The sequence below is a fragment of the Eubacterium maltosivorans genome, from assembly GCF_002441855.2.
GTDB lineage: Bacteria > Bacillota > Clostridia > Eubacteriales > Eubacteriaceae > Eubacterium > Eubacterium maltosivorans.
This window is the reverse complement of record NZ_CP029487.1, coordinates 712,961-736,863: the sequence shown is the minus strand read 5'-3', so window position 1 is coordinate 736,863 and position 23,903 is coordinate 712,961. Positions and strand designations below refer to the sequence as shown.

Below are 23,903 nucleotides of genomic sequence, written 5' to 3'. Positions count from 1 at the left end.
ATGGAAGAATACATGAAAAATCTGGAAAAAAGCGCGCTTTTTAAATCAGTTAAGAGCGATAACCTTTCTGCAGTGCTTAAGTGTCTGGGGGCTGTCTCAAAGCATTATGATAAAAATGAACGCATTCTAAATAGTGGAGATGAGGTCATCGGCGTGGGGATTCTGGCTAAGGGGCGTGCACAGCTTATTAAAGAGGACGCCATGGGAAACCGCAATATTATCGGAGAGATAGAAGGGGGCGGTCTTTTCGCGGAATCCTTTGTCTGCGCGGGCATAAAGGAAAGTCCTGTAACGGTAGTGGCCCTGGAAAGCTGTGTGGTTCTTTTTATTCAGGTGAATAAAATCATTGATGTCTGCAGCAATGAATGCAGTTTTCACAAGCAGATTATCAACAACCTGCTTAAGATTATCGCCAGAAAAAATTTGCATCTGAATAGAAAATTGGATTATCTGAGTTTGAGAACCACGCGTGAAAAACTTTTAGGATATCTGAATGACCAGCAGCGTCGTGCCGGGACAAATCCTTTCACGATCCCTCTGAATCGTGTGCAGCTGGCAGATTACCTGTGTGTTGACCGCAGCGCGATGTCGAGAGAACTTGGCAGATTGAGAGATGATGGGATCCTCCGTTTTAAGCGCAGTCTTTTTTATCTGAAGGACATTGAGAATGACGCATTATAGAGTACGAAAAAGCCGTCGTAAAACAATGGCGATCCATATTTTGTCTGATGGACAGGTGGAGGTCAGGGCGCCATTAAGGACACCTCAAGCTATTTTGGACCGGTTTGTGATGGAAAAGGCACAATGGATCGAAGCGGCCAGTACAGAGGCCAGAAAGAGGTATAAAAAACGGCAGGAATTCACTTTAAAAGATGGCTGTTCACTGTTTTATCTGGGGAAAAGACTGCCGTTGGTATGCTGTGAACTCAAAAAACCCCTTTTTGACAGGGAGTGTTTTTATATACCTGAAGGATTTACAGAGGAAAAGATGAAAGAGGCAGTTGTAAAATTATATCGTTCTGAAGCTAAAAAAGTTTTAACTGAAAAAGTTCATTATTTTGCGGAGCATATGCACGCAAAACCAACAAATGTTAGAATTAATGCTGCCCGTACCCGCTGGGGCTCATGCTCTGGCAAAAACAGCCTGAATTTTTCATGGAAGCTTATGATGGCCCCCGAAAGGGCCGTTGACTATGTGGTGATCCATGAACTTGCTCATACATTTGAGCATAATCATTCGTCAGCATTCTGGAGCATTGTCACTGCGTTTATGCCGGATTATAAAATGCAGCAAAGTATCCTTAAAGAATTGGGAACCTTGTTGAGCACACAGGACTGGGAGATATGATCTTCATTGTGTTTAAGGAATTTGCTCACGGGTATAACAACAGAAAATTATTCTAAGGAGAGCAAGAATGAAAGAATTGTACGAGTTCGACGCAATGATTAAAAAAGTACCTGATATCAATGGTGCTTATATTGAAATACCATTCGATGTTAAAGAAACTTTTGGTCGTGGAAGGGTGAAAGTGCACGCTACTTTTGATGGCGAAGCGTATGACGGAAGTCTGGTACGCATGAAAACACCTTGTCATATTCTCGGTATTCGAAAAGATATCCGTGAAAAAATTGGGAAACAGCCTGGTGAGACTGTTCATGTAACGATCAGGGAGCGGAGGAACAAATAGAGCTCGAAATAAAACATTATACTTTAAAACAAGAAGAGTTTTAGCGATTTAAAGTGCCAAAATAAACTTTTGTGTTTGAAAGATTTTCAAAATAGTCTTTCAAATTTACGCACAAAGATTTGAAAAATTCATAGAATCTTAAGAAATATGCAAAAACAACAGATGAAAATTCATCTGTTGTTTTATTTTTTATCTTATTTTAAGGTTTGAGGGTTATAATAGATACATTATAATCTGATAAATAGACGAGGGAGAGTGAAAAAATGACAAATGTATTTTCAGAAGAAAAGCCCGAAGTGCTCGACTATATTGAAAAATTAGAGAAAAATAATCATATTGATCCGGAATTATTTGATAAATACAAGGTAAACAGGGGTCTGCGCGACTTGAACGGAAACGGTGTTCTCACTGGTTTAACAGAAATTTCTGAGATCATGTCCTTTATTATGGACGGAGACCAGAGGATCAACTGCGATGGCCAGCTTTACTACAGGGGTATTAACGTTCAGGATCTGGTAAAGGGCTTTGTCAAGGAAAAACGCTTTGGGTTTGAAGAAGCAACCTATCTGCTTCTATTTGGTGAGCTGCCCAACAAACAGGATCTGGATATTTTTGTGAAGGTATTGTCACATTATCGGACATTGCCAACAAGCTTTGTCCGCGATATCATCATGAAAGCACCCAGCCGCGATATGATGAATACTTTGGCCAGAAGCGTTTTGACGCTTTATTCTTACGATGACCGTGCCAGCGACACATCGATCCCAAATGTATTACGTCAAAGTCTGGAGCTGATTGCACTTTTTCCATTGCTTGCAGTATATGGTTATCAAGCTTACTGTCATTATGAGCTGGGCCAAAGCCTTTACATACACTCACCGCAGCCTGAGCTCTCTACGGCTGAAAATATTCTGTATCTTTTAAGACCAGATAGCAAATATACCGAGCTTGAAGCTAGAATTCTTGATATTGCACTTGTACTTCACGCGGAACATGGCGGTGGGAACAACTCAACCTTTACCTGTCATGTTGTTACTTCCTCAGGTACTGATACTTATTCTGCCATTGCAGCAGCTTTGGGCTCACTTAAAGGTCCAAAGCACGGCGGAGCCAACATTAAAGTCTGCGAAATGTTTGAAGATATGAAAAAAAATGTCAATGACTGGAACGACGAAGAGGAAATCAGTATTTATCTGAGAAAGCTCCTGCACAAGGAAGCTTTTGATAAAGCTGGGCTGATCTATGGTATGGGCCATGCGATTTACTCCAAATCAGACCCGAGAGCCGAAGTCTTTAAAAAATTTGTCCGTAATCTGGCGGAAGAAAAGGGACGTATGGACGAGTTTGCGCTCTATTCCAATGTGGAACGTCTTGCGCCGCTTATTATTTCTGATGAAAGAAAGATGTACAAAGGGGTCAGTGCTAACGTCGACTTTTACAGCGGATTTGTTTATCACATGCTGGAGCTGCCTACCGAGCTCTATACACCGATTTTTGCAATCGCGCGTATTTCGGGCTGGAGTGCTCACCGTATCGAGGAACTTCTCAATGCAGGAAAAATTATCCGTCCAGCTTATAGAAATGTTCATGAGCGCAGGGAGTATATTCCAATTAATGAACGATAAAAATGTAAAAGCATCAGACTTACAGCCCGATGCTTTTTTTAATTGCGGAGCGCTACAGAATCCTTATTGTAATATTTGGCGACACTTATATTCCGCCAATCATTTCTATCTGTCTTGATATCATCGTAATACAGGACATAAGGTTTTACTGTATAGGCAAGAACGTTGGCATGGTTAATGGACTTGTTCTGGTAGATTTCGTTTCGTTCGTCGGCTTCCAGAGCATATTGTGATGCTGAGCCTTCAATGAGCGACTGCAGAGCGCTGAGGCTTGTCACTGGTGTTTTTGCCAAGGGGAGGGTCAGGACGATAAGAACCAGGGCAGCACTGGTAAAAACATCTGGTGGTGGCAGTGCTTTTTTTAATGGGCTGTGCCACAGGTTTTGAATATTTTTATGCTTTTGTATGCGATGAAATATCCACCCTGAAGTATAGAAAAGTATAAAACCCCAAAACCATAAAAAGTTGAAATATAAAATATTCATAATCCGTGTTTCCCAGACGAGACTTCCTGCGCCCAACGCATAAATAGGAGGAGTAAATCCGGCTGCAAAGACACAGAATGCAAGAGACAATGCGATTAAGGGGTACCGAAAAGAAAAACGGCTTTTGCGCGCCAGTTTTACCAGAAGGACGGAGAGGAAAAAAATGCCTGCCGCAACCGGTAGGGACATCCACTGCAGAAAATACTGTCCAGCACATTGAAAGGACTGTAAAACAGCAGAAATTGGAGATGGCTGTGACACAAGGGTCTTAAGTGTATCAGCTTGACGTACGCCGTTGCCGGGAGCAAAAGCGGAAATCAATATGCCAGCAGTTGAAAAAACAAAAACCATAACGGTGCCAAAGCAATGTGTGCTTTTGCGGTACCAGAGTATTGCAGCCATTATAGCCAGAAGTATCAGGTTTACCAGGGAAGACACAAAGTTGCCTCCGGAAATAAAAAAACCGAGGATGCACGCACCGGCGAGGGCCAGATATTTATGCCGTACAGGTCTTTTTTGATAGTAGATAAGCAGCAGACCAAAAAGTATCAGGGACATGGCGTAAATAAAGGTATAGGAAATAGCACCGTCAAACCAGTATATTCCCTGAACGGCTGAAGGCAAAAATTGAAACTCTAATATTAAAAGCGTACAGCCAATGAAAAGCGTTGTATCACGATCCGCATTTAGATAATTTTCCAGCAAGACTTTTAAAAGAAAAAAAGTGCTGAAGATTACAGATAATACCATAACGACCGGGACCCAGTGGTATAATCCAAAAACAGATGGCTGAAGAGCCCCCAGAAAAGTTGCGAAGAAGTTGCCATCCCAAGTCATATAAGAATGCGCCATTTGATTCCATGCAGTGAGCAGAGTTTGAAAAAAAGAGCCGGTGCTGTCCCAGGTTTGCCGTGTCAGCAGCCCGTAGACATAATCATCTGCGGAGGGCTGATCATAGATCGAGATAGAAAAAACAGGGATAAGCGTGATTAAAAAAACGAAGACGGTTAGCAAATTCTTATAGTTTTTTTTAGAGACAGGTGTCAGTAAATCATATTTGTTCATAGCATTCTCCGGTTATTAATTATTTTTCACATCATAGCACTTAAAAAATGAAAAAAGCTTAATCTTAAATCATTTTAAGCTTAAGCTTTTCTATAATGCTTGACATGAATTCCAAAAGGTAATATACTACCTATATTTAAAAAGATATAATATAAAATAAGGAGACAGGAATGTATCGTGGAGAATTGGAAAAAATGGATCCCCGTTTTCGAGTTTTTGGAAATCTTTTTTCGCTGGTAACCAGACTGGAGGTTATGGGAAATAGCCCCGATTTCCTTGGCGAGCTGACTACAAAGCAGTGGTATCTGCTGATTCATCTCATTACCTTTTTCAATGAGCCACCAGCTTTGTCCGAATTGGCCGCTGAAATGGATACCTCGCACCAGAACGCCAAGGCTATTGCCTTAAAGCTTCAAGAAAAAGGTTTTCTCACTCTTGTGAAAGATGAAAAAGACAAAAGGACACTGCGGGTCGTACCAGACAAAGCAAGAATTGAGACCTATGAAGCAGAAATGGGCGATGAGAACAACACCTTTGTCGAAGTATTTCTCGGCGCTTTGTCGGATGAGGAGCTTTTAATATTTGATCGTGTACTGGCCCAATTAATGGAAAAAGCAGAAGCGGTCAGAAGGGAACGAAAGATAAAATGAGTAAAAAAGCAGTGATTTATGCGTCTGAATATGGGAGCACAGAGACATACGCGAAGTGGCTGGCACAGGAACTTTGCGTACAGGCATTTTCCTTAAAAAAGATGAAGCCAGAAGTGTTAAAGGAGAGTGATATCCTGGTTTATGGCGGCGGTATTTATGCCAGTGGTATTAAAGGGATTAAGACATTTAAGAAAAAATGCGGGTCATTTCAGTATAAAAAGATTATTATTTTTACTGTGGGGCTGGCCGATCCACAGAAAACCGATTATAGCGAAATATTGAAAAGCAATTTTACAGATGAGGAAAGGAAACGCTTTAAATTCTTTCATTTACGCGGTGCCATAAATTACAAAAAACTTTCACTGCCACATCGCGCCATGATGGCGATGATGATGAAGATGTTAAAATCAAAGCCTGATTCTTTCAAGGAAAATGCAGATTTTTTTGAAAGCTACGGAAAAATGATTGATTTTAAAGATAAAAGCGCTCTTGCTCCTGTCATTGAATATATCGAGCAGATATCAGATTAAAAGCAGAATTTAAGGGACAGTATTATCAAAGATATGTTATAATGCTTCCATAATTCAACATGTGAGAGGAAACACGATGAAAGTCATTATACAGGATTTAACGGCGGAAGCTTTTAGTGCGCTCTGTCCGCCGTCTCTTGAAAATATTCAGGTAATCACAAATGAAAGTGATCGGGTCAAGTGTTGCATTGGCTGTTTTGGATGTTGGGTAAAGACACCGGGAACCTGTGTCCTTAAAGATGGATACGGCGATCTTGGAAAATTATATGCTGAGTGTGACGAGCTGATCGTCATTTCAAAGGTTCAATACGGCGGATACAGCGCTTTTGTTAAAAATGTAATGGACAGAAATATTGGTTATCTTCTGCCCTTTTTTACGGTTCGCAAAAATGAAATGCATCATGCAGACCGCTACCCCAATCGGCTTAAAATGACAGTAATCGGTTATGGGGAAGACATTACCGAAGAAGAAACCAAAACATTTAAGCATTTGGTTGCTGCTAATGCTTTAAACCTTAATGTGGAGGGTTATCGTGTTATTATAGTAAAAAAACCTGAGGAAGTTAAAAATGTACTGGAGGCTCTAAAATGAAAATAACACTGATTAACGCCAGTCCTAAAAAGCGCGGCAGCTTTTCGAACTATATTCTTAATGAGTTGCTTCCGCTTGTCAAAACAGAATCCGAGCCGGAGATTTTATCCATGTCTTTTTGGGATGATGATTTTTTTAATGATCTTTGTAGCAGTGATGTGCTGGTCTTTGCTTTTCCTCTGTATGTGGATAGTCTGCCAGCAAGCTTTTTGCACTTTTTAATGCATTTTGAAGAAAGGCTTAAGGGTTCTCCGGCCAATATCCGCATATATGGGTTAGTGAATGCTGGGTTTCTGGAAGGACATCAGAACCGTTATGCGCTCGAGATTTTATCACATTTTTGCCGCAGGGCAGGTCTGACCTGGGGTGGCGGTCTGGGTATTGGCGGAGGCCCTTTTCTTCATGGAATGGCCAATGTTTCATGGAAATTTTCTGCTAAGCGTCCGGTCTATGATGGGCTGGTTCACCTTTCAGAGGCCATCAAAAATGGGCAGGTGCTGGAAAATGATTTGCTGATTACCCCGAAAATTCCGAGAAAAATATATATGACTGTTGCAAACCATCAGTGGATCACAGAGGCTAAAAAAAATGGATTGAAGAAAAAAGAGCTTTATAAAAAGTAAAATATTAGATGGTACCGGTGTTTTTCACCGGTGCTCTTTTTAGTTTTGTCATAGACTTGACAGGACTTTCAAAATGCCGTATGCTGTTCTCATCATTGTTAAGGGAGCCAACAAATGAAGTATAAATTTCCAAAGGTAGGAATGCGAATGGTAAAGACTGCGGTAGCGGTTTTTATCTGCCTGCTTATTACCTTTATAAGGCCTGAAAGTGTGCCGATATATTCTACCATCACGGCTGTGCTTTGCATGCAGCCATATTTGTCAAACACCAAAGAGATCGCCATTAACCGAATTGTCGGAACGCTGATCGGCGGTCTTGCGGGGATGCTTGTGCTCATGTTTATGCGTAGCTATATACCATGGCCCACAATACAGTTTGGCATTGTTTCGATCTGTATGATTCCGTTGATCTATGTAACGCTGGTCATCAATCATTCGTCAGCTTCTGCATTTACCTGTATTGTGTTTCTTGGGACGACCATTGCCGCAACACCAGACACTGCCCCCTACATCATTGCCTCCTATCGCATGTTTGATACACTGATCGGTATACTGGTTGCCCTGGTGGTTAATGCTTTTCATCTGCCGGTACACCGCAACCGAAGCGTTCTTTTTGTTTCGGAGCTCGACAACACTCTGCTGCATTCCGATGGAAAAATAACCTCATATACAGAATTCCATATAAACCGAATGATTGATGACGGCGAGTGGTTTACGATTGTTACAGACCGCACACCAGCCACACTTGTGCCGATTCTTGAAAATCTGAACTTGAACCTGCCGGTTATCGCAATGAATGGTGCTGTGCTCTATGATGTTCAGGATCGTTCTTACTCCTTTTCGCTGCCGATGGATCGTGAGGTCAGCGATGCGATTGAAAGCGTTTTTGAAGAGGAGAGACAAAACTGTTTTGTGCACGCTATCATTAACGAGACAATGCATATTTATTATGGCGATTTCAAAAACACAGCTGAGGAGCGTTTTTATCATCGGCTGCGCCGCACAAGCCACAAAAATTATGTCTTCGGCGGTTTGCCAGAAGATCAGCAGGCGGTTAACATTACTTCGGTCAATGAGGAATCTGTGAACAATCGGATTCGGAAAAAAATCGAAGCCCTGGACATCGGTAAGCGCATCGAGATTATAAACACACCCAGCCACGACGCAGAGGGTTACACAGTTATGGATATTTACAGCGCTGACGCCACAAGGGAAAATGCTATTTTAAAAATGAAAAAGGATTTATCTGTAGATCAGATTGTTGCCTTTGGCAGCTCAAGCCTGAATGTGCCGACCTTCAAGCTTGCAAACCGCGCATATGCGGTAGAGAATGCAGCGCGCGCGTTAAAGGAAGCCGCTACCCAGACCATTAGCAACAATGACAGCGACGCGGTCGTGAAAATGATAGACAAGATATTTTACCGCAAAAAGGGTGTTTAATCCTATTCCGCTATACAGACAGGAGGAATTAAAATGAATAAAAACACGGCAGTAAGCTCTTTTTTCAGCTTGCTGCCGTGTTTTTGTTAAAAGGTTAATTCGATATGATCTTTGTTGCAGTTTTTACACTGGATAATCATAGACTTAAGTGTATTATTTTCTATACTTACTTCGTCAATGGAAAATTTGTGATCTTCAAGCGCTTTTTTAAAATCCACCACGCTGTTTGGCTTTTCATCAATTTCTACTTTGTTTCCGCAGACACTGCATTGAATAATGATTTTCATAGAAATCCTCCGTTTTATTCTATAGGTTTATGTAAGCTTACACCCTTATATTTACCCTTTAAACAGAGAAAACAACAGACTCAGAGTTCCGTTCCCAAAACCACTCGTTCATTTTTGCCAGACATAAAAGCAGACAGCGCACGGTAGTTTTTAGAGAAAATACTGCCCTTTTTCCAGATGAATGCAAAATCGTGGGTGATATCAAATCCCTGAATAGGTATTTCCCTTAACGTTTCACCAGCCAGCTCCCGGCCGGCAGCCACCTCGTATAAAAAGGTAACACCGCAGTTTTTTTCAGCCATTTCTTTTAAAGCGTTGACATTATTAACCTCAATAATTTTCGAAAAATCAGTAATGGCATAATTATTCAGTTTCAGGTACTGTTCAAGGATATTGCGACTGCCAGAGCCAGGCTCTCGAATCAACAGCGGCTTAGAAAATAAAACCTCAATAGGGCAGGGGACAGGTAAAGTCTCGGCATCAGCGCTTTGGACGGCAATAAAACGTTCGGTCGAGTAGACAGCGTAGTCGTAATTCTCTTTTGGAAAATAGCCTTCGATCAGGGCAAAATCAAGATCGTTGTTATCCAGTTGCCTGAGCAATGACTGGGTATTATCAACTGAAACGCGAATTTTTGCCTTGGGATACTGCTCCAAACAGCGAGATAGAATACCGCTTACCACAAATTCGCCAATGGTGAGGGTTGCCCCAAAATTTAAAGAACGAATATGCAGATGGCTACTTTTTAGATGCTCTCTCAAAATACAGTCATCGTGCTTCATGGCAGAAGCAGCGTGGAGCAAGGCAGTACCTTCAGGAGTCAGTTCCATTTTTTTGCCATGAAATTCAAAAAGACGGACGCCATAATCTTGCTCTATAAAATGAATGTGCTGCGAAACAGCAGGCTGTGTTATATTAAGTGCTTCTGCCGCACGTGTATAATTCATGTATTGACAAACCGGTAAAAAAGTATTGATTCTAAAATCTAACATTTTGGCCTCTTTCCTATATTTTTGTTTAACTATAACATATTTTTATGGCAGTATAAAGATAAATAATTTTTCATTATTGATAAAAAGTGATATCCTTCTATCATAGCATGAAACATATTTTACGAAAGAGGAAAAGACATATGAATTTTATCTCAAGAAGCTGGAAAGGTATTTTACTCTGCCTTGTTATCGCCATACCCGCATGGTTTGCAGGACAGGCTCTTCCTGTTATAGGCGGCCCCGTCATTGCTATTCTGGCAGGAATGGTGATCACGCTTTTATTAAAAAATAAAGAGCCTCTGCAGAACGGCATCACTTTTGTTTCAAAAAAGATTTTGCAATATGCGGTTATCCTGCTTGGTTTTGGCTTAAATCTTTCTGTTGTTCTTGAAACTGGACGGCAGTCGCTGCCGATTATCATTGCGACAATCTCAACCTCTCTGATCCTCGCATTTGTTCTACACAAAGTGTTGAAGATCCCAGGAAACATTTCGACGCTGGTAGGGGTGGGCTCTTCAATCTGTGGCGGGTCAGCCATTGCGGTGACCGCGCCGGTGATTGAAGCCAGTGATGAGGAAGTAGCACAGGCCATTTCGGTTATTTTCCTGTTTAATGTGCTGGCTGCAGTTCTATTTCCAGCCTTTGGCACTATGCTTGGCTTTTCAACCACTGACGGCGGAGCCTTTGGTGTGTTTGCCGGTACAGCCATTAATGACACCTCGTCCGTTACTGCTGCGGCTGCGACGTGGGATAGCATGTATCATTTGGGCACTGCGACACTGGACAAAGCCGTTACAGTCAAACTGACAAGAACGCTGGCTATTATCCCTATTACACTGGTGCTGGCATTCTGGAGAACACGGAAGGAGGAGGAAGCCGAGGGCGGTAAGGTAAGCTTTAAACAAGTCTTCCCGTTTTTCATTCTGTTCTTCATACTGGCCTCGGTCATTACAACTGTAATGACCTCCTTCTTCGGTGTTCCCATAGAGTTTTTTACACCGCTCAAGGAATTAAGCAAGTTTTTTATTGTTCTCGCCATGGCAGCCATCGGACTGAACACAAATATCATTAAACTGGTAAAAACAGGGGCAAAACCAATTTTTCTGGGGCTTTGCTGCTGGATCGGCATTACCCTTGTCAGCCTGATGATGCAGCATTTTCTGGGAATATGGTAAAAGGTTAAGTTTCTTTGAATCAAGGAGGTTTTCAAAGTGAGTTATACATTGAGTTTTTCTGAGGCGAACAGTATTTTTGATACACTACAAAAAGAGTATGAAATATGGGCGCCAAAACGTTTTACCGGAAAAGGACGATATTCTGATACTGATATCATCCGTTACGATAAGGTTGGCCGTATTGAAGAAATTGAATTTAATGAAAAATCTGATTTTCCTGCTAAGGAGGTGTTAACGCCTATCTCAGAATCGTTGTTCTACTTTACAGAAGATGCGTTTATGGAAAGCCGGGGAACTTCAAAAAAACTGCTGATTTTCATGCGTCCCTGCGATGTTCATGCCAAGTATCATCAGGAAAAAATTTATCTTCAAAATGGCGGGTTTGAGGACAGCTACTATAAACGTATGAGTGAGAGAGTGAAAATTGTTCTGATGGAATGCAAAGAGGGATGGGATACCTGTTTCTGTGTAAGCATGGGGACGAACAAAACAGATGATTACGCTGCGGCTGTTCGCGCGGGGAAGGATATCCTGAGCCTTGAAGTCAAAGACGCTGAGCTGATTCCTTATTTTGAGAGATGCACATCCTGTGATTTTAAGCCTGAATTTATTAAAAAAAACGATCTGACACTGGAGGTTCCAGAAATCAATGACCGGAATGTTTTGGCTAAACTAAAGGTTCACCCCATGTGGAAAGAATTTGACAAGCGCTGCGTCTCCTGTGGTGCCTGCACAATCGCGTGCAGTACCTGTACCTGCTTTACAACAACTGATGTCATCTACAATGAAAATACAAACGTCGGTGAAAGAAAACGTACTTCTGCATCCTGTCAGATAGGCGGCTTTACCGATATGGCTGGAGGTATGTCTTTCAGGCCAACTGCAGGTGATCGTATGCGCTATAAGGTACTTCATAAATTTCATGATTATAAAGCGCGGTTCAAAGATTACCATATGTGTGTAGGCTGTGGGCGCTGTATCAGCCGATGTCCTGAATTTATTTCAATCGTCGCTACAGTCAATAAGATGACCCGAGCTATTGATGAGATACAAGATGAAATAAAAGCACAGGAGGTACGTTAAAATGGCAAATATTATGCAACCACAGGCCTGTAAAATTATGGACATCAAAAAAGAGAGCCAGCACGAGTATACTTTTAAGGTGAAAACGGATATACGCCCCAGGCATGGCCAGTTTTTTCAGCTTTCACTCCCTAAGATTGGCGAGGCGCCCATTTCGGTGAGCTCCTTTGGGGATGGATGGCTGGATTTTACAATCCGCTCTGTTGGAAAAGTTACGGATGAGATTTTTGAAAAGCAGCCAGGCGATGAGCTATTCCTGCGCGGCGCTTACGGTAATGGCTGGCCGGTCGACCAATTTAAGGGAAAGCATATGGTCATTATTACCGGCGGCACTGGCCTGGCGCCAGTCCGCAGTATGCTGCATTTTTTTACCGAAAATCCAGATTATGTTGAGAGTGTTAATCTGATTTGCGGGTTTAAAAATGAAGCGGGAATTGTTTTTCGTCAGGAGCTTGAAAACTGGCGGCAATCCTTTTCCACCCTCTATACCCTTGACAATGAAAAAATTGAGGGCTGGCATAAAGGCTTTGTGACAGAATTCGTTTCACAAGTTCCGTTTTCAGAGTTTGGCGATAATTATGAGGTTGTACTCGTAGGACCACCGCCAATGATGAAATTTACAGGCATTGAGTGCAGCAAAAACGGCGTGCCGGATGAAAAAATCTGGCTTTCTTTTGAACGCCGCATGTCCTGCGCGGTAGGGAAGTGCGGACACTGCCGAATTGATGAGGTTTATGTCTGTTTAGATGGTCCGGTGTTCAATTATACACAGGCCAAGTACCTGGTAGATTAGTGAAAGGAGCGGCAAAAGATGAATCATGATATCGATGTTAAAAAAGTACGGACAAACTGTTTCAGACAGTCTAAAGTGCCCGGCGAATTTATGCTGCAGATGCGTGTGCCTGGCGCAGTGATTGAGGCCAAGCATCTGAAGGCTGTGGCCGAAATCTGTGAGCGCTGGGGCAATGGCTCCTTTCATATGGGAACCAGGCAGACACTGGATATTCCAGGTGTCAAATATGAAAATATCCCTGAGGTAAATCGTTATATCAAGACTTATATTGAAGAGGTTGATGTAAAAATCTGCGATTGCGGGATGGAGGCAGACGATTATGGCTATCCCACCATTGGAGCCCGTAATGTTATGGCGTGTATTGGAAATACACACTGTATTAAGGGAAATGCCAACACCTATGAGCTCGCAAAAAAAATCGAAAAATTAGTCTTCCCTTCACACTATCACATTAAAGTTGCTGTTGCCGGGTGTCCTAATGACTGTGTAAAGGCTAATTTTAATGATTTTGGTATTATGGGCGTAAATAAGCAGGTTTATGACTATGACCGCTGTATTGGCTGTGGTTCCTGTGTGGATGCCTGCCAGAGCCATGCTACCGGGGTGCTTACACTCAATAAAGACGGGAAGATTGATAAAGACGCCTGCTGCTGTGTAGGCTGTGGTGAGTGTACCTTAATCTGTCCTACTGGAGCGTGGACAAGAGATCCAAAGAAATTATATCGTGTGACCCTTGGGGGGCGTACTGGAAAACAGAGCCCGCGCTCAGGAAAGCTTTTTATGAACTGGGTGACAGAAGAAGTAGTTTTGGGAATGTTTGCAAACTGGCAGAAATTTTCAGCCTGGGCCTTGGATTATAAACCTGAGTATCTCCATGGCGGTCATCTCATTGACCGCGTCGGATATAAAGAATTTATCAAACATATTTTTGAAGGGGTCAACTTTAATCCCGAGGCAAAAGTTGCGGATGATATCTACTGGGCAGAAAATGAACAGAGAAGCAATATACATGTCATGCCCTTATCACAGCACAAACATGCGGGGCCACAGGAATCCAAATAAGAATATGATCTCTCAATATAAGAGGCGCGGGTGATTTGTTCCGCGTCTCTTTCTGTGTTAAGATAAGGGTAATCGATAAACAGGAGGTAGAAGCATGAGAGTCATATCGTTAAGGGAAGAACCCGTTTATACACAAGCCGCCATCGATTTTTTCCAAAGCCGGTGGGCAACAGATAGTAATAAAATGATTTATGAGGACTGTATTGTTCATGGGCTTACCACAGAATCACCACTGCCTCGTTGGTATCTTTTGCTCGAAGGTGATAGGATTATCGGCGGCGCTGGCCTGATTACCAACGATTTTGTGAGCCGTATGGATCTTTGGCCCTGGATATGCGCTGTTTACGTTGAAGAGGAATACAGAGGGCACGCCTATGTGTCTCGTCTTCTCGAACGGGCGCGTGAGGACGCTGGGAAGGCTGGATATTCTTATGTCTACATTTGTACAGACCACGTCGGCCTTTATGAACATTATAATTACGAGTATATCGGCACTGGTTATCATCCCAGGGGAGAAGCCTCCAGAATCTATCGGGCTGGCACCGAAAAGGCTGAAAATATAAACGGCGCCGGAATATAGGTAAAGATGACAGAAAATTTAAAGGAGAAAAGCTAAATGGAGAAAAATGAGCGAGCATATCCGCAGTTTTCTATGTGTGGTCTTAACTGTGGCCTGTGCCCCATGTATCATATGAGAGAATCCGGCTGTCCCGGCTGCGGAGGAAAGGGCCATCGTTCCTGCACAATCAAGAAATGCGGACAAGAACATGACAATATTGAGTTTTGCTTTCAATGCCGGGATTATCCCTGTGATCGCTACGAGACCGTTAGTCCATATGACAGCTTTATTTCATACCGCCACGTGTTGAAGGACTTTCAAAAAGCTGAGCGTGATGGCCTGGAAAACTACAAAATAATGCTGAATGAGAAAATTGAGATACTTCGTTATCTTTTAAAGAACTATAATGATGGAAGACGGAAAACATTTTACTGCACAGCTGTGAATCTCTTAGAGCTTGAGGATGTAAACAGAGTGATGACGCAGATAAAGGAAGCAATTGCTCCTGAGACACCTCTGAAAGAGAGCGCTAAACAGGTTGTCTATCTGTTTCAAACCATGGCGGAAGAAAAAGAAATATCATTGAAGCTGAAGAAAAAGAAAGCGAAAAAGGAAAAATAGGCCTGAATTTAAAAAGGGCTTAAAGGCGTAATGAGATAGAAATGAAGCTTTACAAACCCACAGCCTGCCTGAATTTTGCTGAAGAAACAGATGTTAAGAGTCGTGACTATAAAATTATGATAAAAAGTCCTATTCAGGACTTTTTTTGTTGTACTTTTTAAGTCTTGGCATAAAACGTTTCACAAAGGTTCCTTTACCACGGCTTTTAATATAGAACAAACCAAAGATTGAAAAAACGACTGCGCCGATAAAGTTAACAAAGAGATCAGACATGGTGTCAATTAAACCAATGTCGATATAGCCGCCATAATTCCACGTTTGTCCGTTGACAATCATACTTTCGATTGGGATGGTCACCGCAACATTTTTGCCTTCAGGATTAAAAATCACCGAACTGATGCTGTGGATAATGGTATCCTTCTGCATATCGGTATGAAAAAACCAATCTGCTGCAAATTCAAAAAATTCCCAGAGAACGCCGATCGTCATTGAAAAACAGAAAGCAAAGACTGCCACAAAAACCGGGGAAAGGCTGAGACTGAAATTCTCATTTTCGTTAAGAATATCAATGAGTGAAAAACCAATTGCCGCCATCAGAAAACCGTTAATGGTGTGCAGCATTGCGTCCCAATGGTCAAAAATGAGGTAGTATTCCTGGATTTCGCCAAGAATTTCAGCCGAAAAGATAAAAAGAAGAATAATAACCTCGAGAGTAGTAGGCATTTTGATATGCAGTTCTTTATCGACAAAGGAAGGAATCATAAATAAAATCAGTGTAAACACACATAAAAACACATTATCCCAGTTTTCATTTACAATCTGAGCAATCATTACAACAATGACCATGGCTCTCAAAAGCAGGTACAGCAGAAACTTTCCTTTATTTTCCCGAATATTTTTAACCGATTTTTCTTTTGATGTCTTGTCCTTTTTCACTAGGTACTCCTTTTGGGGCTTTAATGGTAGCATTATATCACAAATGAGCAGAAAGCAATATTTATTTATTCTATTTCCAAAGAAAAAATCTGTTCCCAAAAATCTTGACAAAGAGGGCAAAGTAGACAATACAGAAATTTTTGAAGCCGCCTGTGAGTTCTACGCGACTGAATCGCTCCGTGAGACCCAGATTTTCAATGAGCCTGGTATGCCCGCGATTGATAAGCTTAATTATTTTATACAGTATTTTTTTGACTATACTCTGAAGCATAAGGAGTTTGAGAGCAATTATCATGAAAACAGTGAAATAAGAGCCAGCCGAATTGATAAGGTGGCGGCTAAAATGGTGGAAAATCTGATTCCGATTATGGAAGAGGGGATTCGTGAGGGTACATTTCATTGCGAAAATCTACAGACGACTGCGAGATTTATCGTTTTTGGTATGCTGCATACCTTTCATGATGAGATTCCTGAAAAGAATATTGAAGCTTACATACAACATTTTGTTATCTTTATTCGAAAAATACTGATTTTCTTGACAATCAAAACAGACTGGGTTGTTCTGAAAGTGAATGAATTCACTCGAATACAAAATCTATGTCAAATTATTCAGCAGGGGAAAACTATCTGAAAGCTATTCTGATTCTCCACAGCTTCATTAAAGATTTATAAATGATGCCTGGATTTATCATTTAAAACATAGTTCATGACGCCAGTTTTCTGAATGGCTGCTACCAGAACAGCTCCTAGGACCACACCGCCGATACAGCTGATGAAAAAAGGTATCACGTAGGCAAACAGAGCAGCCTCTTTGCCCATGACCATGGTCGCAATTGGGTAAGCCGCAAGAGCGCCAAGGATACTGGTACCAAAAAGCTCACCAAGATAAGTGAATGACAGCTTTTGAGTATAACGAAAAACCAATCCGCAGAGAAGAGCGCCGCACATGCTTCCAGGAAAGGCCAGAAGGCTGCCGGTTCCAAGCATTAGCCGTATAAGACTGGTGATAAAAGCCATAGAAAAGCCATAAAAAGGGCCGAGAAAAACGGCTGAGAGAATATTAACCATATGTTGAACCGGAAAACAGCGGGCCGATCCCAAAGGAATGCTGAAGGGCGAACAGACCACCCCTGTGGCAATAAGAATACCGGCCATTGTTAATTTTCGCGTATGATTTTTTTCCATGCCAGAAGCCTCCAGAAAAATAAAAATGGGATACGCCTACGCTGCGTACCCCATAAAATATTATGCTGTCCCTACGTTGGCATTATCCAAATCAGGTTGTGAGTCGAAGCGACAAAGCCTCCTCTCAGCCTGCTGCAGCAAGCTCCCCATATGATTCTGTTTTTATTATAGCTGTTTTTGAAATGATATTCAAGTCTGGCTGGCTTCTTCTGGTACATTTTTTGAGATTTCAAAATCTTTTTTAAGCATCTCTCCGACTTTGTGAATTTCAGTTTTTATGTGTTGCCATTGCTCTGGCGAAACACCTTTTAAGCTTAAGTACATGCTCAAATGAACGGCTACTGCTAGAAAATGCCGGTTCCTATCCATTATTTTTTCAAAGGCTTCATTTGGTATAAGCTTTTGCTCTTCTGCCAGGCTTTCCAGCTGCTTGCTGACCAGATGGAGGTTTAACAGGTTTTCATAAAGTAAGGGTCCAGTCTCCCGTTTTTCAGCAAGATTCCACAGATTATACAGAATAAACAAATCCGATTTAAAAAGGCTGGTGAGTTCATAGCGGAAAACATCCTGCTTGCGTGTTCTGAATATGAAAATTCCGCCAAGTACAGCGATGGACACACCGCCGATAACACAGAATACCCGGAATAATACCAGATCCATGACGCCCAGTTCGGGTAAAAACATAACGGCGGTCATTTGTGTGCTGATTATGGTGCTGACAATTGAACTTTTTATGGTTAGCATAAAGACCAGACCGACTGCAACGGTAAGCAGCAGGCGTATTGAGGCGGGAATATATTGTGTGACAAGAACGAAAAATATCATTCCCAGAATTGTACCGATCACCTTATAGGCAGCTTTTTTTAGTGTGTCACGAATATAAATGCTGGAAGATAAATATCCCATAAGCGGTATCCAGTAGCCGTGCCATTCATTGAGAGGAATACTAAACCAATGGGGAATAAACTGTGCTGTGACGGTACAAACTGTTACAATAACAGCTGTCTGGAGTGCGAAACGCATCTGAAAAAAATCAAGGCTGAACCGGCGGCGAAGTGTAAGGGATTTATACCTAAGCCCTTGTTTAATAGAAGTGTTCAGATCGCTGCTGTGACAATCATCCAGAAGCCGTTCCCTGAGAGATTCCAGAATCAGCAGAAGCTCTTGATTTAGCCGGCTATGGGTCAGCGAAGGCTTTTTTAAAAATGCCTGTAAATCGGCCGACAATGCTTTGGGCTCTTCCGCAGCTTCCAGCCGTGCGCCTAAAACAGAAAACTGAGTCTCATCAATGGCTGAAAGCGCTTTTTCAGAAGTGCCGATGGATTGTAGTACTTGCCCGAGCTGTTCAAGGCAGAGCATCAAACCATAGGTATATTTTTGACTGCCGTTCATCAGGCCCATTTGTCTGAAAACAGCTGGATAAATATCGCTGCTAAGCTCCAGCGATAGGGCATCAAGCTTTTTATCAACGGCTTCATCTTTAGATTTTCTTTTTTGTCCCAGCATTTTAAACCCTGCGCCAGCGCAGTTGAGCGCTTCTTTTACAATTGGATTAAAGGCGGGTTTTGAGGGATGTTTTTGCAGAATCAGACTCATTGTTATACAGATCGCCAGGCAGTAAAGGAGTGCTAAAATACGGATCGGAAGATCGGCCAGTGTTCCAGGGCTGATTTGTACAAGGATAAACGCCATACCGGGGATGTAGTAGTTTGTTTTCAAAAACTCATTGGCATCGGCATAGATCAGAAAAAAAATCAGGAAAAATCCTATAGTAATCAATGTAACAAAGTGCATGGAGACCAAAGTTCCTAAAATAGCATAGCCAACCAACCAGATGGAATCGAGCAGCATATTGACAACGGACAGACGGTTTTTAACCATCGTCTGGGTGTATAAAAGAAAAACAAGTGCGATAACTGCGTTGTTTCTTCCAAAGAGCAGAGTAACAGTTCCCATAAGAAATAAACCGAAGACAATGGCTGGTAATGTTTTGGGTAAGGCTTTAAAGAAATTTTTGATGGCTTTTAGAATTGAAATCACTCCTTAAGGTTTTTCTTTTTAGAATACCCCTTTGGAAAAAAATAAAGCAATAAAAAAACGATTCTGTCATTTTTCCAGAACCGTTTTTTTGCTTTAAAAGAAATTCATTATGAATCCCATAATCATACCCAGCAGACCACCAAGCCATATGATGGCATTCAATTCTTTTTTCATGATGCTTAAAATAATTTTTTCCATTTCCAGTACGTCAAATCCATTGATTTGATCTTCTACTAACTGGGGAATATCCAAAGCAGTGAGAGCCTTGGATAAATTATTTTCGACCAGATTGTGATAGGCCTTAAGCAGACTCTCCTTTACCTTTGGCACACTTGAGCCAAAACGCTCATAAAGCTCAGCCATGCTGTAATCCAATATTTCATGACTCTCGCGGTCTACCAGATTGCCGATCATCTCCTCGCCGCGCTCAAAAACCATGTTGTTGACAGTATCTCTGAGTTTTTCACGGATGCCGATCATGGTGTTATCGCTGACCATAAAAGAAAAAGCTGAAAATAACGAATTATTTTTGATTTCATCCATCGCAGCATCGGCAATCATATCGCCGACATCCATCTGGCATACCTTACGAAAAAGCAGCGCGGTTGCTTTTTCAGTGGTTGTATTCGCCAACGCTTCTGTTTTTTCTTCATCGGTATAGTGGATAATAATTTCGCGAATGGTTATTGGGCTGTCTTTGTAGGCTTCAATTTTATAATCGATGTAGCCATTGATTTTAGCATCCATTTCCGGTGACAGGAGTCCGCGGCTCAGAACCTCTTCATTTACAAGTGTAGAGCCAATGACGCCCCCCACAGATTTTGCGATTCGCGTTTTTTCTTTTGGAATGATCCCTGGCGTGAAGGGAAGAGTCCAACCTAAAATTTTGACAGGCTTCAGTGGCCGGAATAACATACGTATGGCAATCCCGTTGGTGATAAGGCCAATAACGGCGCCGACCAAAGGGCCAATTAAAAAGTGTAGATCCAAAATGATCGCTCCTTTATAGAATGATTGGTTATTATAGTATTATAACGATGGCGCTTATAAATGTCCATCCTCAAGTTTAACTTAAAATCATTTAAATTTACATAAATATTTCAAAAAGGTATTGAATCTTCCGGCGTTTAGGGGTATACTGTGTATAAATTGAACATATAAAGATGATGACTGGGAAGAGTAAGTTAATCGAAGGTTACAGAGAGCAGGCATAGTGCTGAGATTGCCGCAGCCAATCCTTAACTGAAGACCGTCCCACGAGTTGGCTGTCAAATGCAGTACCGGAGCGCTGTCCGTTATCAGCATCAGAGTGGGTATACTATGTATGCCAATTTGGGTGGAACCGCGTGACGAACGTCCCATTGTCTATGACAATGGGACGTTTTTGATATTTCGTTCCATTTTAGAAAAATATTTATTTGATCAATCTAAACTTATCAATTTTATGGAGGTAATCTTATGAACATAACTTTAAAAGACGGTTCTGTTAAACAGTATGAACCTGGAATCACTGTTTATGATGTGGCGAAGGATATCAGTGAGGGTCTGGCGCGCAACACAATGGCCGGTGAATTAAATGGTGAGCTGGTAGATATCCGCAAGCCCATAACGGAAGACAGCACATTAAATTTATTGACCTTTGATTCTGAAGGCGGAAAGCACGCTTTCTGGCATTCCGCATCCCATCTCATGGCTCAGGCCATCAAGCGGATATGGCCTGAAGCACAGTTAACCATTGGTCCAGCCATTGACAATGGTTTTTACTATGACATTGACTTAGAGCATACCTTGACACCTGAAGACCTTGAAAAGATCGAAAAGGAAATGAAAAAAATTGTTAAGGAAGCGCCCGAAATTGAGTATTACACCAAATCCAGAGAGGATGCGTTGAAATGGGCAGAGGCAGAGGGTGAGACCTATAAAACCGAGCTGATTAACAATCTCCCAGAGGACGCGGTTATTTCATTTTATGGACAGGGTGAATGGGCTGACCTGTGCGCTGGCCCACACATACGAAACGCATCTCAGATCAAGGCCTTTAAGCTTTTAAGTCTTGCTGGCGCTTACTGGCATGGCGACGCCAATAACAAGATGCTCCAGCGCGTCTATGGGATTGCTTTCCCTAAAAAGTCGGAGCTTGATGCATATTTACAGCGCTTGGAAGAAGCTAAAAAACGAGACCACCGTAAGCTGGGTAAGGAGTTAGACCTTTTCTCAATGCATGAAGAGGGACCAGGCTTCCCGTTTTTCCATCCTAAGGGAATGGTTCTGCGTAATGAGCTTGAAAATTTCTGGCGCAGCGAGCATATGAAAAAGGGCTATAAAGAAATCAAGACGCCGATTATGCTGAACGCTGATCTGTGGAGACGTTCAGGCCACTGGGACAACTATAAGGAAAATATGTATTTTACTGAAATAGATGGACAGGAGTTTGCTGTCAAGCCAATGAACTGCCCGGGCGGCATGCTTGTCTACAAAACGAGACAGCACAGCTACCGTGAGCTGCCACTGCGTATGGGTGAGCTGGGACAGGTACACCGCCATGAACTTCACGGTGCGCTCCACGGCCTCATGCGTGTCCGTACCTTTACTCAGGATGACGCGCACATTTTCCTGACAATGGATCAGGTAAAGGATGAAGTCATTGGAATCATCGACCTGGCTAATGAAATCTATGATATTTTTGGCTTTAAATATAAGGTTGAGCTCTCTACTAAACCTGAGAAAGCCATTGGTAATGATGAAGACTGGGAAGTTGCAACTGATGCGCTGCGCGAAGCATTGGAGGCCAAAGGGATGGATTATCAGCTGAACCCGGGAGACGGCGCATTCTATGGTCCTAAGATTGACTTCCATCTGGAAGACAGCATTGGCCGTACATGGCAGTGCGGTACGATTCAGTTAGATATGCAGATGCCGGAACGTTTCGATTTAACCTATGTTGGCAGCGATGGAGAAAAGCATCGCCCAGTTATCCTGCACCGTACCATTTTTGGCAGTATTGAACGTTTCCTCGGTATTTTAATCGAACACTTTGCCGGAAAATTTCCGCTTTGGCTGGCTCCGGTACAGGTACAATTGATTCCAGTATCCGATGCTCATGACGCTTTCACAAAAGAAGTAGCTTCAAAACTCGAAGAAGCAGGCATTCGCGTAGAAATTGACTTCAGGGATGAAAAGATCGGTTACCGTATTCGTGAAGCACAGATGCAGAAGATTCCGTATATGCTGGTCATTGGTGATAAGGAAGTTGAATCTGGACGTCTGAGTATCCGTAACCGTGATACCGGTGAACAGGAAACTTTAAAAATTGACGAGTTCAAGTATCGTCTTGCTCAGAACATCGCAAAAAAATCTTTGGTTCTGGATTAATTGCTGAATTGCAAGTCAAAACGCGAAATAAATTACAATAAGTTCAAATCCGAAAGGGCGTTCTTAAGATAATAGCTAGAGCTTTGAAATTTGAACATTTTCCGCGGATAATTATTGATAAAGTCGGTAATCTCTTTGATAGTAGCTTTGCTTATTTTTGCGATGTTAGCCCCTTTGGGTATAAAACGCCTGATAAAGCGATTATAGTTTTCATTACTGCCGCGTTCAAAAGCAGAATAAGCATGGCAGTAATAAGCAACGGTGCGCTTAAAATCCTCATTTAGTATGGAACCTTCAATCAAAGATTGATTGATAAACTCTGTGCCATTGTCCATGGTAATGGATTTAAAAACCAGCGGGAAAGCATGATGAAAGGTCTGTTCCAGATCATCGAGACAGGCCTTGACGCTTTCCTGTTTTTTATTCGGCATTTTATAGACGTAGGAGTAACGGGTTAAGCGTTCCGTAATGACGAGCAAAGCGGCCGTTGAAGTGGTACACTGGCCGGATAAAATACAATCCATTTCCCAGTGCCCAAATTCATCACGATTATTAATATGTTCGGGACGTTCTGTAATGGGACGGCGGTTAACCGCTACTTTCTTTGGCTGTCTTTGGTAGACGGTTTTTTTACGTTTATGATAGGGTAAATCCGACATTTTAAGACCATCTAAGTCTTTATGTATAACCGCATTATAAATCGTTTTATAGCTGATCTGAACGTGATAATCACGCTTCAGGAGATAAGCCGCAGCTTCCGGCGAATAACCTTTTTTCAGTAAACGGATTAAGACAGTTTTCATTTCAGAGGATTGTTCAAAAGTACGCCTGCGCCCTTTAGCTTCACAGGTTTCAAGGTGCTTTAACTGCGCATAGTCGGCTTTATAGACAAAGATATCCCGATAATTTCCGCGAGCAATCTGTTTAAGTGTTCCCCGTTTAATCTCACGGCAGACCGCCGAGTAAGATTTATTCAACCTGCGGGCAATATCGGCTTTACTTACCTTTTCTTCCAACCAATTTTCAATTTTATACCGTTCACGTTCTGTCAAATGCTGTCCCATGATCGTTACCCCCTATAACGTACAAAACAATATTTT

The 23,903-nt window shown here is 42.0% G+C and carries 25 protein-coding genes, 1 riboswitch and 1 other annotated feature; of the genes, 17 read left to right on the top strand and 8 right to left on the bottom strand.

Features of this window, described 5'->3' with window-relative positions:
* From CPZ25_RS03660 to CPZ25_RS03645, 4 genes are all read left to right on the top strand, one after another.
* Entirely contained in the window at window positions 1–681 is a 681-nt protein-coding gene (locus CPZ25_RS03660) for a Crp/Fnr family transcriptional regulator (protein ID WP_096919842.1), read from the top strand.
* Window positions 668–1,348: a M48 family metallopeptidase gene (locus tag CPZ25_RS03655; protein ID WP_083337052.1), complete on the top strand. Its 681-nt coding sequence runs from the start codon at window positions 668–670 to the stop codon at window positions 1,346–1,348. The genes CPZ25_RS03660 and CPZ25_RS03655 overlap by 14 nt, the downstream gene beginning before the upstream one ends.
* A 67-nt stretch (window positions 1,349–1,415) precedes the next feature.
* Window positions 1,416–1,688 carry a DUF1905 domain-containing protein gene (locus CPZ25_RS03650; protein ID WP_096919843.1) on the top strand — a complete coding sequence of 91 codons (273 nt, stop codon included), beginning with the start codon at window positions 1,416–1,418 and terminating at the stop codon, window positions 1,686–1,688.
* Between the two features lie 263 nt (window positions 1,689–1,951).
* On the top strand, window positions 1,952–3,313 hold the full coding sequence (locus tag CPZ25_RS03645; RefSeq protein ID WP_013380547.1) for a citrate/2-methylcitrate synthase: 1,362 nt from the start codon (window positions 1,952–1,954) through the stop codon (window positions 3,311–3,313).
* A 38-nt stretch (window positions 3,314–3,351) separates the two neighbouring features.
* Here CPZ25_RS03645 and CPZ25_RS03640 read toward each other — a convergent pair whose 3' ends face one another.
* The gene (locus CPZ25_RS03640; RefSeq protein ID WP_096919844.1) at window positions 3,352–4,863 is read right to left on the bottom strand and encodes a DUF6056 family protein; all 1,512 of its coding nucleotides are present in this window, start codon (window positions 4,861–4,863) and stop codon (window positions 3,352–3,354) included.
* A gap of 170 nt (window positions 4,864–5,033) precedes the next feature.
* On the opposite strand from CPZ25_RS03640, the gene CPZ25_RS03635 reads away from it, so the two are divergent.
* From CPZ25_RS03635 to CPZ25_RS03615, 5 genes are all read left to right on the top strand, one after another.
* Window positions 5,034–5,513, top strand: a complete 480-nt coding sequence (locus tag CPZ25_RS03635; protein ID WP_096919845.1) for a MarR family winged helix-turn-helix transcriptional regulator — start codon at window positions 5,034–5,036, stop codon at window positions 5,511–5,513.
* Window positions 5,510–6,043 (top strand): flavodoxin domain-containing protein, encoded by a 534-nt coding sequence (locus tag CPZ25_RS03630; protein ID WP_096919846.1) that lies wholly within the window; start codon window positions 5,510–5,512, stop codon window positions 6,041–6,043. The genes CPZ25_RS03635 and CPZ25_RS03630 overlap by 4 nt, the downstream gene beginning before the upstream one ends.
* 76 nt (window positions 6,044–6,119) lie before the next feature.
* Window positions 6,120–6,635: a flavodoxin family protein gene (locus tag CPZ25_RS03625; RefSeq protein ID WP_058694568.1), complete on the top strand. Its 516-nt coding sequence runs from the start codon at window positions 6,120–6,122 to the stop codon at window positions 6,633–6,635.
* Window positions 6,632–7,258, top strand: coding sequence for an NADPH-dependent FMN reductase family protein (locus CPZ25_RS03620; RefSeq protein ID WP_058694569.1), 627 nt, complete (start codon window positions 6,632–6,634; stop codon window positions 7,256–7,258). The genes CPZ25_RS03625 and CPZ25_RS03620 overlap by 4 nt, the downstream gene beginning before the upstream one ends.
* A 114-nt stretch (window positions 7,259–7,372) precedes the next feature.
* The gene (locus CPZ25_RS03615) at window positions 7,373–8,698 is read left to right on the top strand and encodes an HAD hydrolase family protein (RefSeq protein WP_096919847.1); all 1,326 of its coding nucleotides are present in this window, start codon (window positions 7,373–7,375) and stop codon (window positions 8,696–8,698) included.
* Window positions 8,699–8,784: 86 nt separating this feature from the next.
* Here the strand turns inward: CPZ25_RS03615 and CPZ25_RS03610 are convergent, their stop codons facing one another.
* Together CPZ25_RS03610 and CPZ25_RS03605 are read right to left on the bottom strand one after the other, a co-directional pair.
* Complete coding sequence (locus CPZ25_RS03610; protein ID WP_074616837.1) at window positions 8,785–8,985, bottom strand: hypothetical protein; 201 nt, start codon at window positions 8,983–8,985, stop codon at window positions 8,785–8,787.
* A gap of 80 nt (window positions 8,986–9,065) precedes the next feature.
* Window positions 9,066–9,977, bottom strand: coding sequence for a LysR family transcriptional regulator (locus CPZ25_RS03605; RefSeq protein WP_096919848.1), 912 nt, complete (start codon window positions 9,975–9,977; stop codon window positions 9,066–9,068).
* A gap of 140 nt (window positions 9,978–10,117) precedes the next feature.
* On the opposite strand from CPZ25_RS03605, the gene CPZ25_RS03600 reads away from it, so the two are divergent.
* The 6 genes from CPZ25_RS03600 to CPZ25_RS03575 all read left to right on the top strand — a co-directional run bounded on the left by CPZ25_RS03600 (window position 10,118) and on the right by CPZ25_RS03575 (window position 15,270).
* Window positions 10,118–11,152, top strand: coding sequence for a YeiH family protein (locus CPZ25_RS03600; RefSeq protein WP_096919849.1), 1,035 nt, complete (start codon window positions 10,118–10,120; stop codon window positions 11,150–11,152).
* 36 nt (window positions 11,153–11,188) lie between these two features.
* Window positions 11,189–12,235, top strand: a complete 1,047-nt coding sequence (asrA, locus tag CPZ25_RS03595) for an anaerobic sulfite reductase subunit AsrA (protein ID WP_058694574.1) — start codon at window positions 11,189–11,191, stop codon at window positions 12,233–12,235.
* Between the two features lies 1 nt (window position 12,236).
* A complete protein-coding gene (gene asrB, locus CPZ25_RS03590) occupies window positions 12,237–13,028 on the top strand; it encodes an anaerobic sulfite reductase subunit AsrB (protein WP_096919850.1) in 792 nt (263 codons plus the stop codon).
* An 18-nt stretch (window positions 13,029–13,046) separates the two neighbouring features.
* Complete coding sequence (gene asrC / locus CPZ25_RS03585; RefSeq protein WP_058694576.1) at window positions 13,047–14,090, top strand: sulfite reductase subunit C; 1,044 nt, start codon at window positions 13,047–13,049, stop codon at window positions 14,088–14,090.
* Window positions 14,091–14,184: 94 nt separating this feature from the next.
* On the top strand, window positions 14,185–14,670 hold the full coding sequence (locus tag CPZ25_RS03580) for a GNAT family N-acetyltransferase (RefSeq protein WP_096919851.1): 486 nt from the start codon (window positions 14,185–14,187) through the stop codon (window positions 14,668–14,670).
* Window positions 14,671–14,706: 36 nt separating this feature from the next.
* Window positions 14,707–15,270, top strand: a complete 564-nt coding sequence (locus CPZ25_RS03575) for a DUF3795 domain-containing protein (protein ID WP_096919852.1) — start codon at window positions 14,707–14,709, stop codon at window positions 15,268–15,270.
* A gap of 129 nt (window positions 15,271–15,399) precedes the next feature.
* On the opposite strand, the gene CPZ25_RS03570 is transcribed toward CPZ25_RS03575, so the two are convergent.
* Entirely contained in the window at window positions 15,400–16,206 is an 807-nt protein-coding gene (locus tag CPZ25_RS03570) for a DUF2238 domain-containing protein (RefSeq protein WP_058694579.1), read from the bottom strand.
* Window positions 16,207–16,249: 43 nt separating this feature from the next.
* On the opposite strand from CPZ25_RS03570, the gene CPZ25_RS03565 reads away from it, so the two are divergent.
* Complete coding sequence (locus CPZ25_RS03565) at window positions 16,250–16,837, top strand: hypothetical protein (protein WP_096919853.1); 588 nt, start codon at window positions 16,250–16,252, stop codon at window positions 16,835–16,837.
* A 35-nt stretch (window positions 16,838–16,872) separates the two neighbouring features.
* On the opposite strand, the gene thiW is transcribed toward CPZ25_RS03565, so the two are convergent.
* The 3 genes from thiW to CPZ25_RS03550 form a co-directional block, all read right to left on the bottom strand.
* A complete protein-coding gene (gene thiW, locus CPZ25_RS03560) occupies window positions 16,873–17,391 on the bottom strand; it encodes an energy coupling factor transporter S component ThiW (RefSeq protein WP_058694581.1) in 519 nt (172 codons plus the stop codon).
* Between the two features lie 51 nt (window positions 17,392–17,442).
* Window positions 17,443–17,550, bottom strand: a riboswitch (TPP riboswitch).
* 30 nt (window positions 17,551–17,580) lie between these two features.
* On the bottom strand, window positions 17,581–19,347 hold the full coding sequence (locus CPZ25_RS03555) for an FUSC family protein (RefSeq protein ID WP_133067084.1): 1,767 nt from the start codon (window positions 19,345–19,347) through the stop codon (window positions 17,581–17,583).
* A 177-nt stretch (window positions 19,348–19,524) separates the two neighbouring features.
* A complete protein-coding gene (locus CPZ25_RS03550) occupies window positions 19,525–20,421 on the bottom strand; it encodes a DUF445 domain-containing protein (RefSeq protein ID WP_096919855.1) in 897 nt (298 codons plus the stop codon).
* Window positions 20,422–20,588: 167 nt separating this feature from the next.
* Window positions 20,589–20,795, top strand: a binding site (T-box leader).
* Between the two features lie 94 nt (window positions 20,796–20,889).
* Here CPZ25_RS03550 and thrS point away from each other — a divergent pair.
* On the top strand, window positions 20,890–22,803 hold the full coding sequence (gene thrS / locus CPZ25_RS03545) for a threonine--tRNA ligase (protein ID WP_096919856.1): 1,914 nt from the start codon (window positions 20,890–20,892) through the stop codon (window positions 22,801–22,803).
* Between the two features lie 32 nt (window positions 22,804–22,835).
* Here thrS and CPZ25_RS03540 read toward each other — a convergent pair whose 3' ends face one another.
* Window positions 22,836–23,867, bottom strand: coding sequence for an IS30 family transposase (locus CPZ25_RS03540; RefSeq protein WP_138721002.1), 1,032 nt, complete (start codon window positions 23,865–23,867; stop codon window positions 22,836–22,838).
* Between the last annotated feature and the right edge of the window lie 36 nt (window positions 23,868–23,903).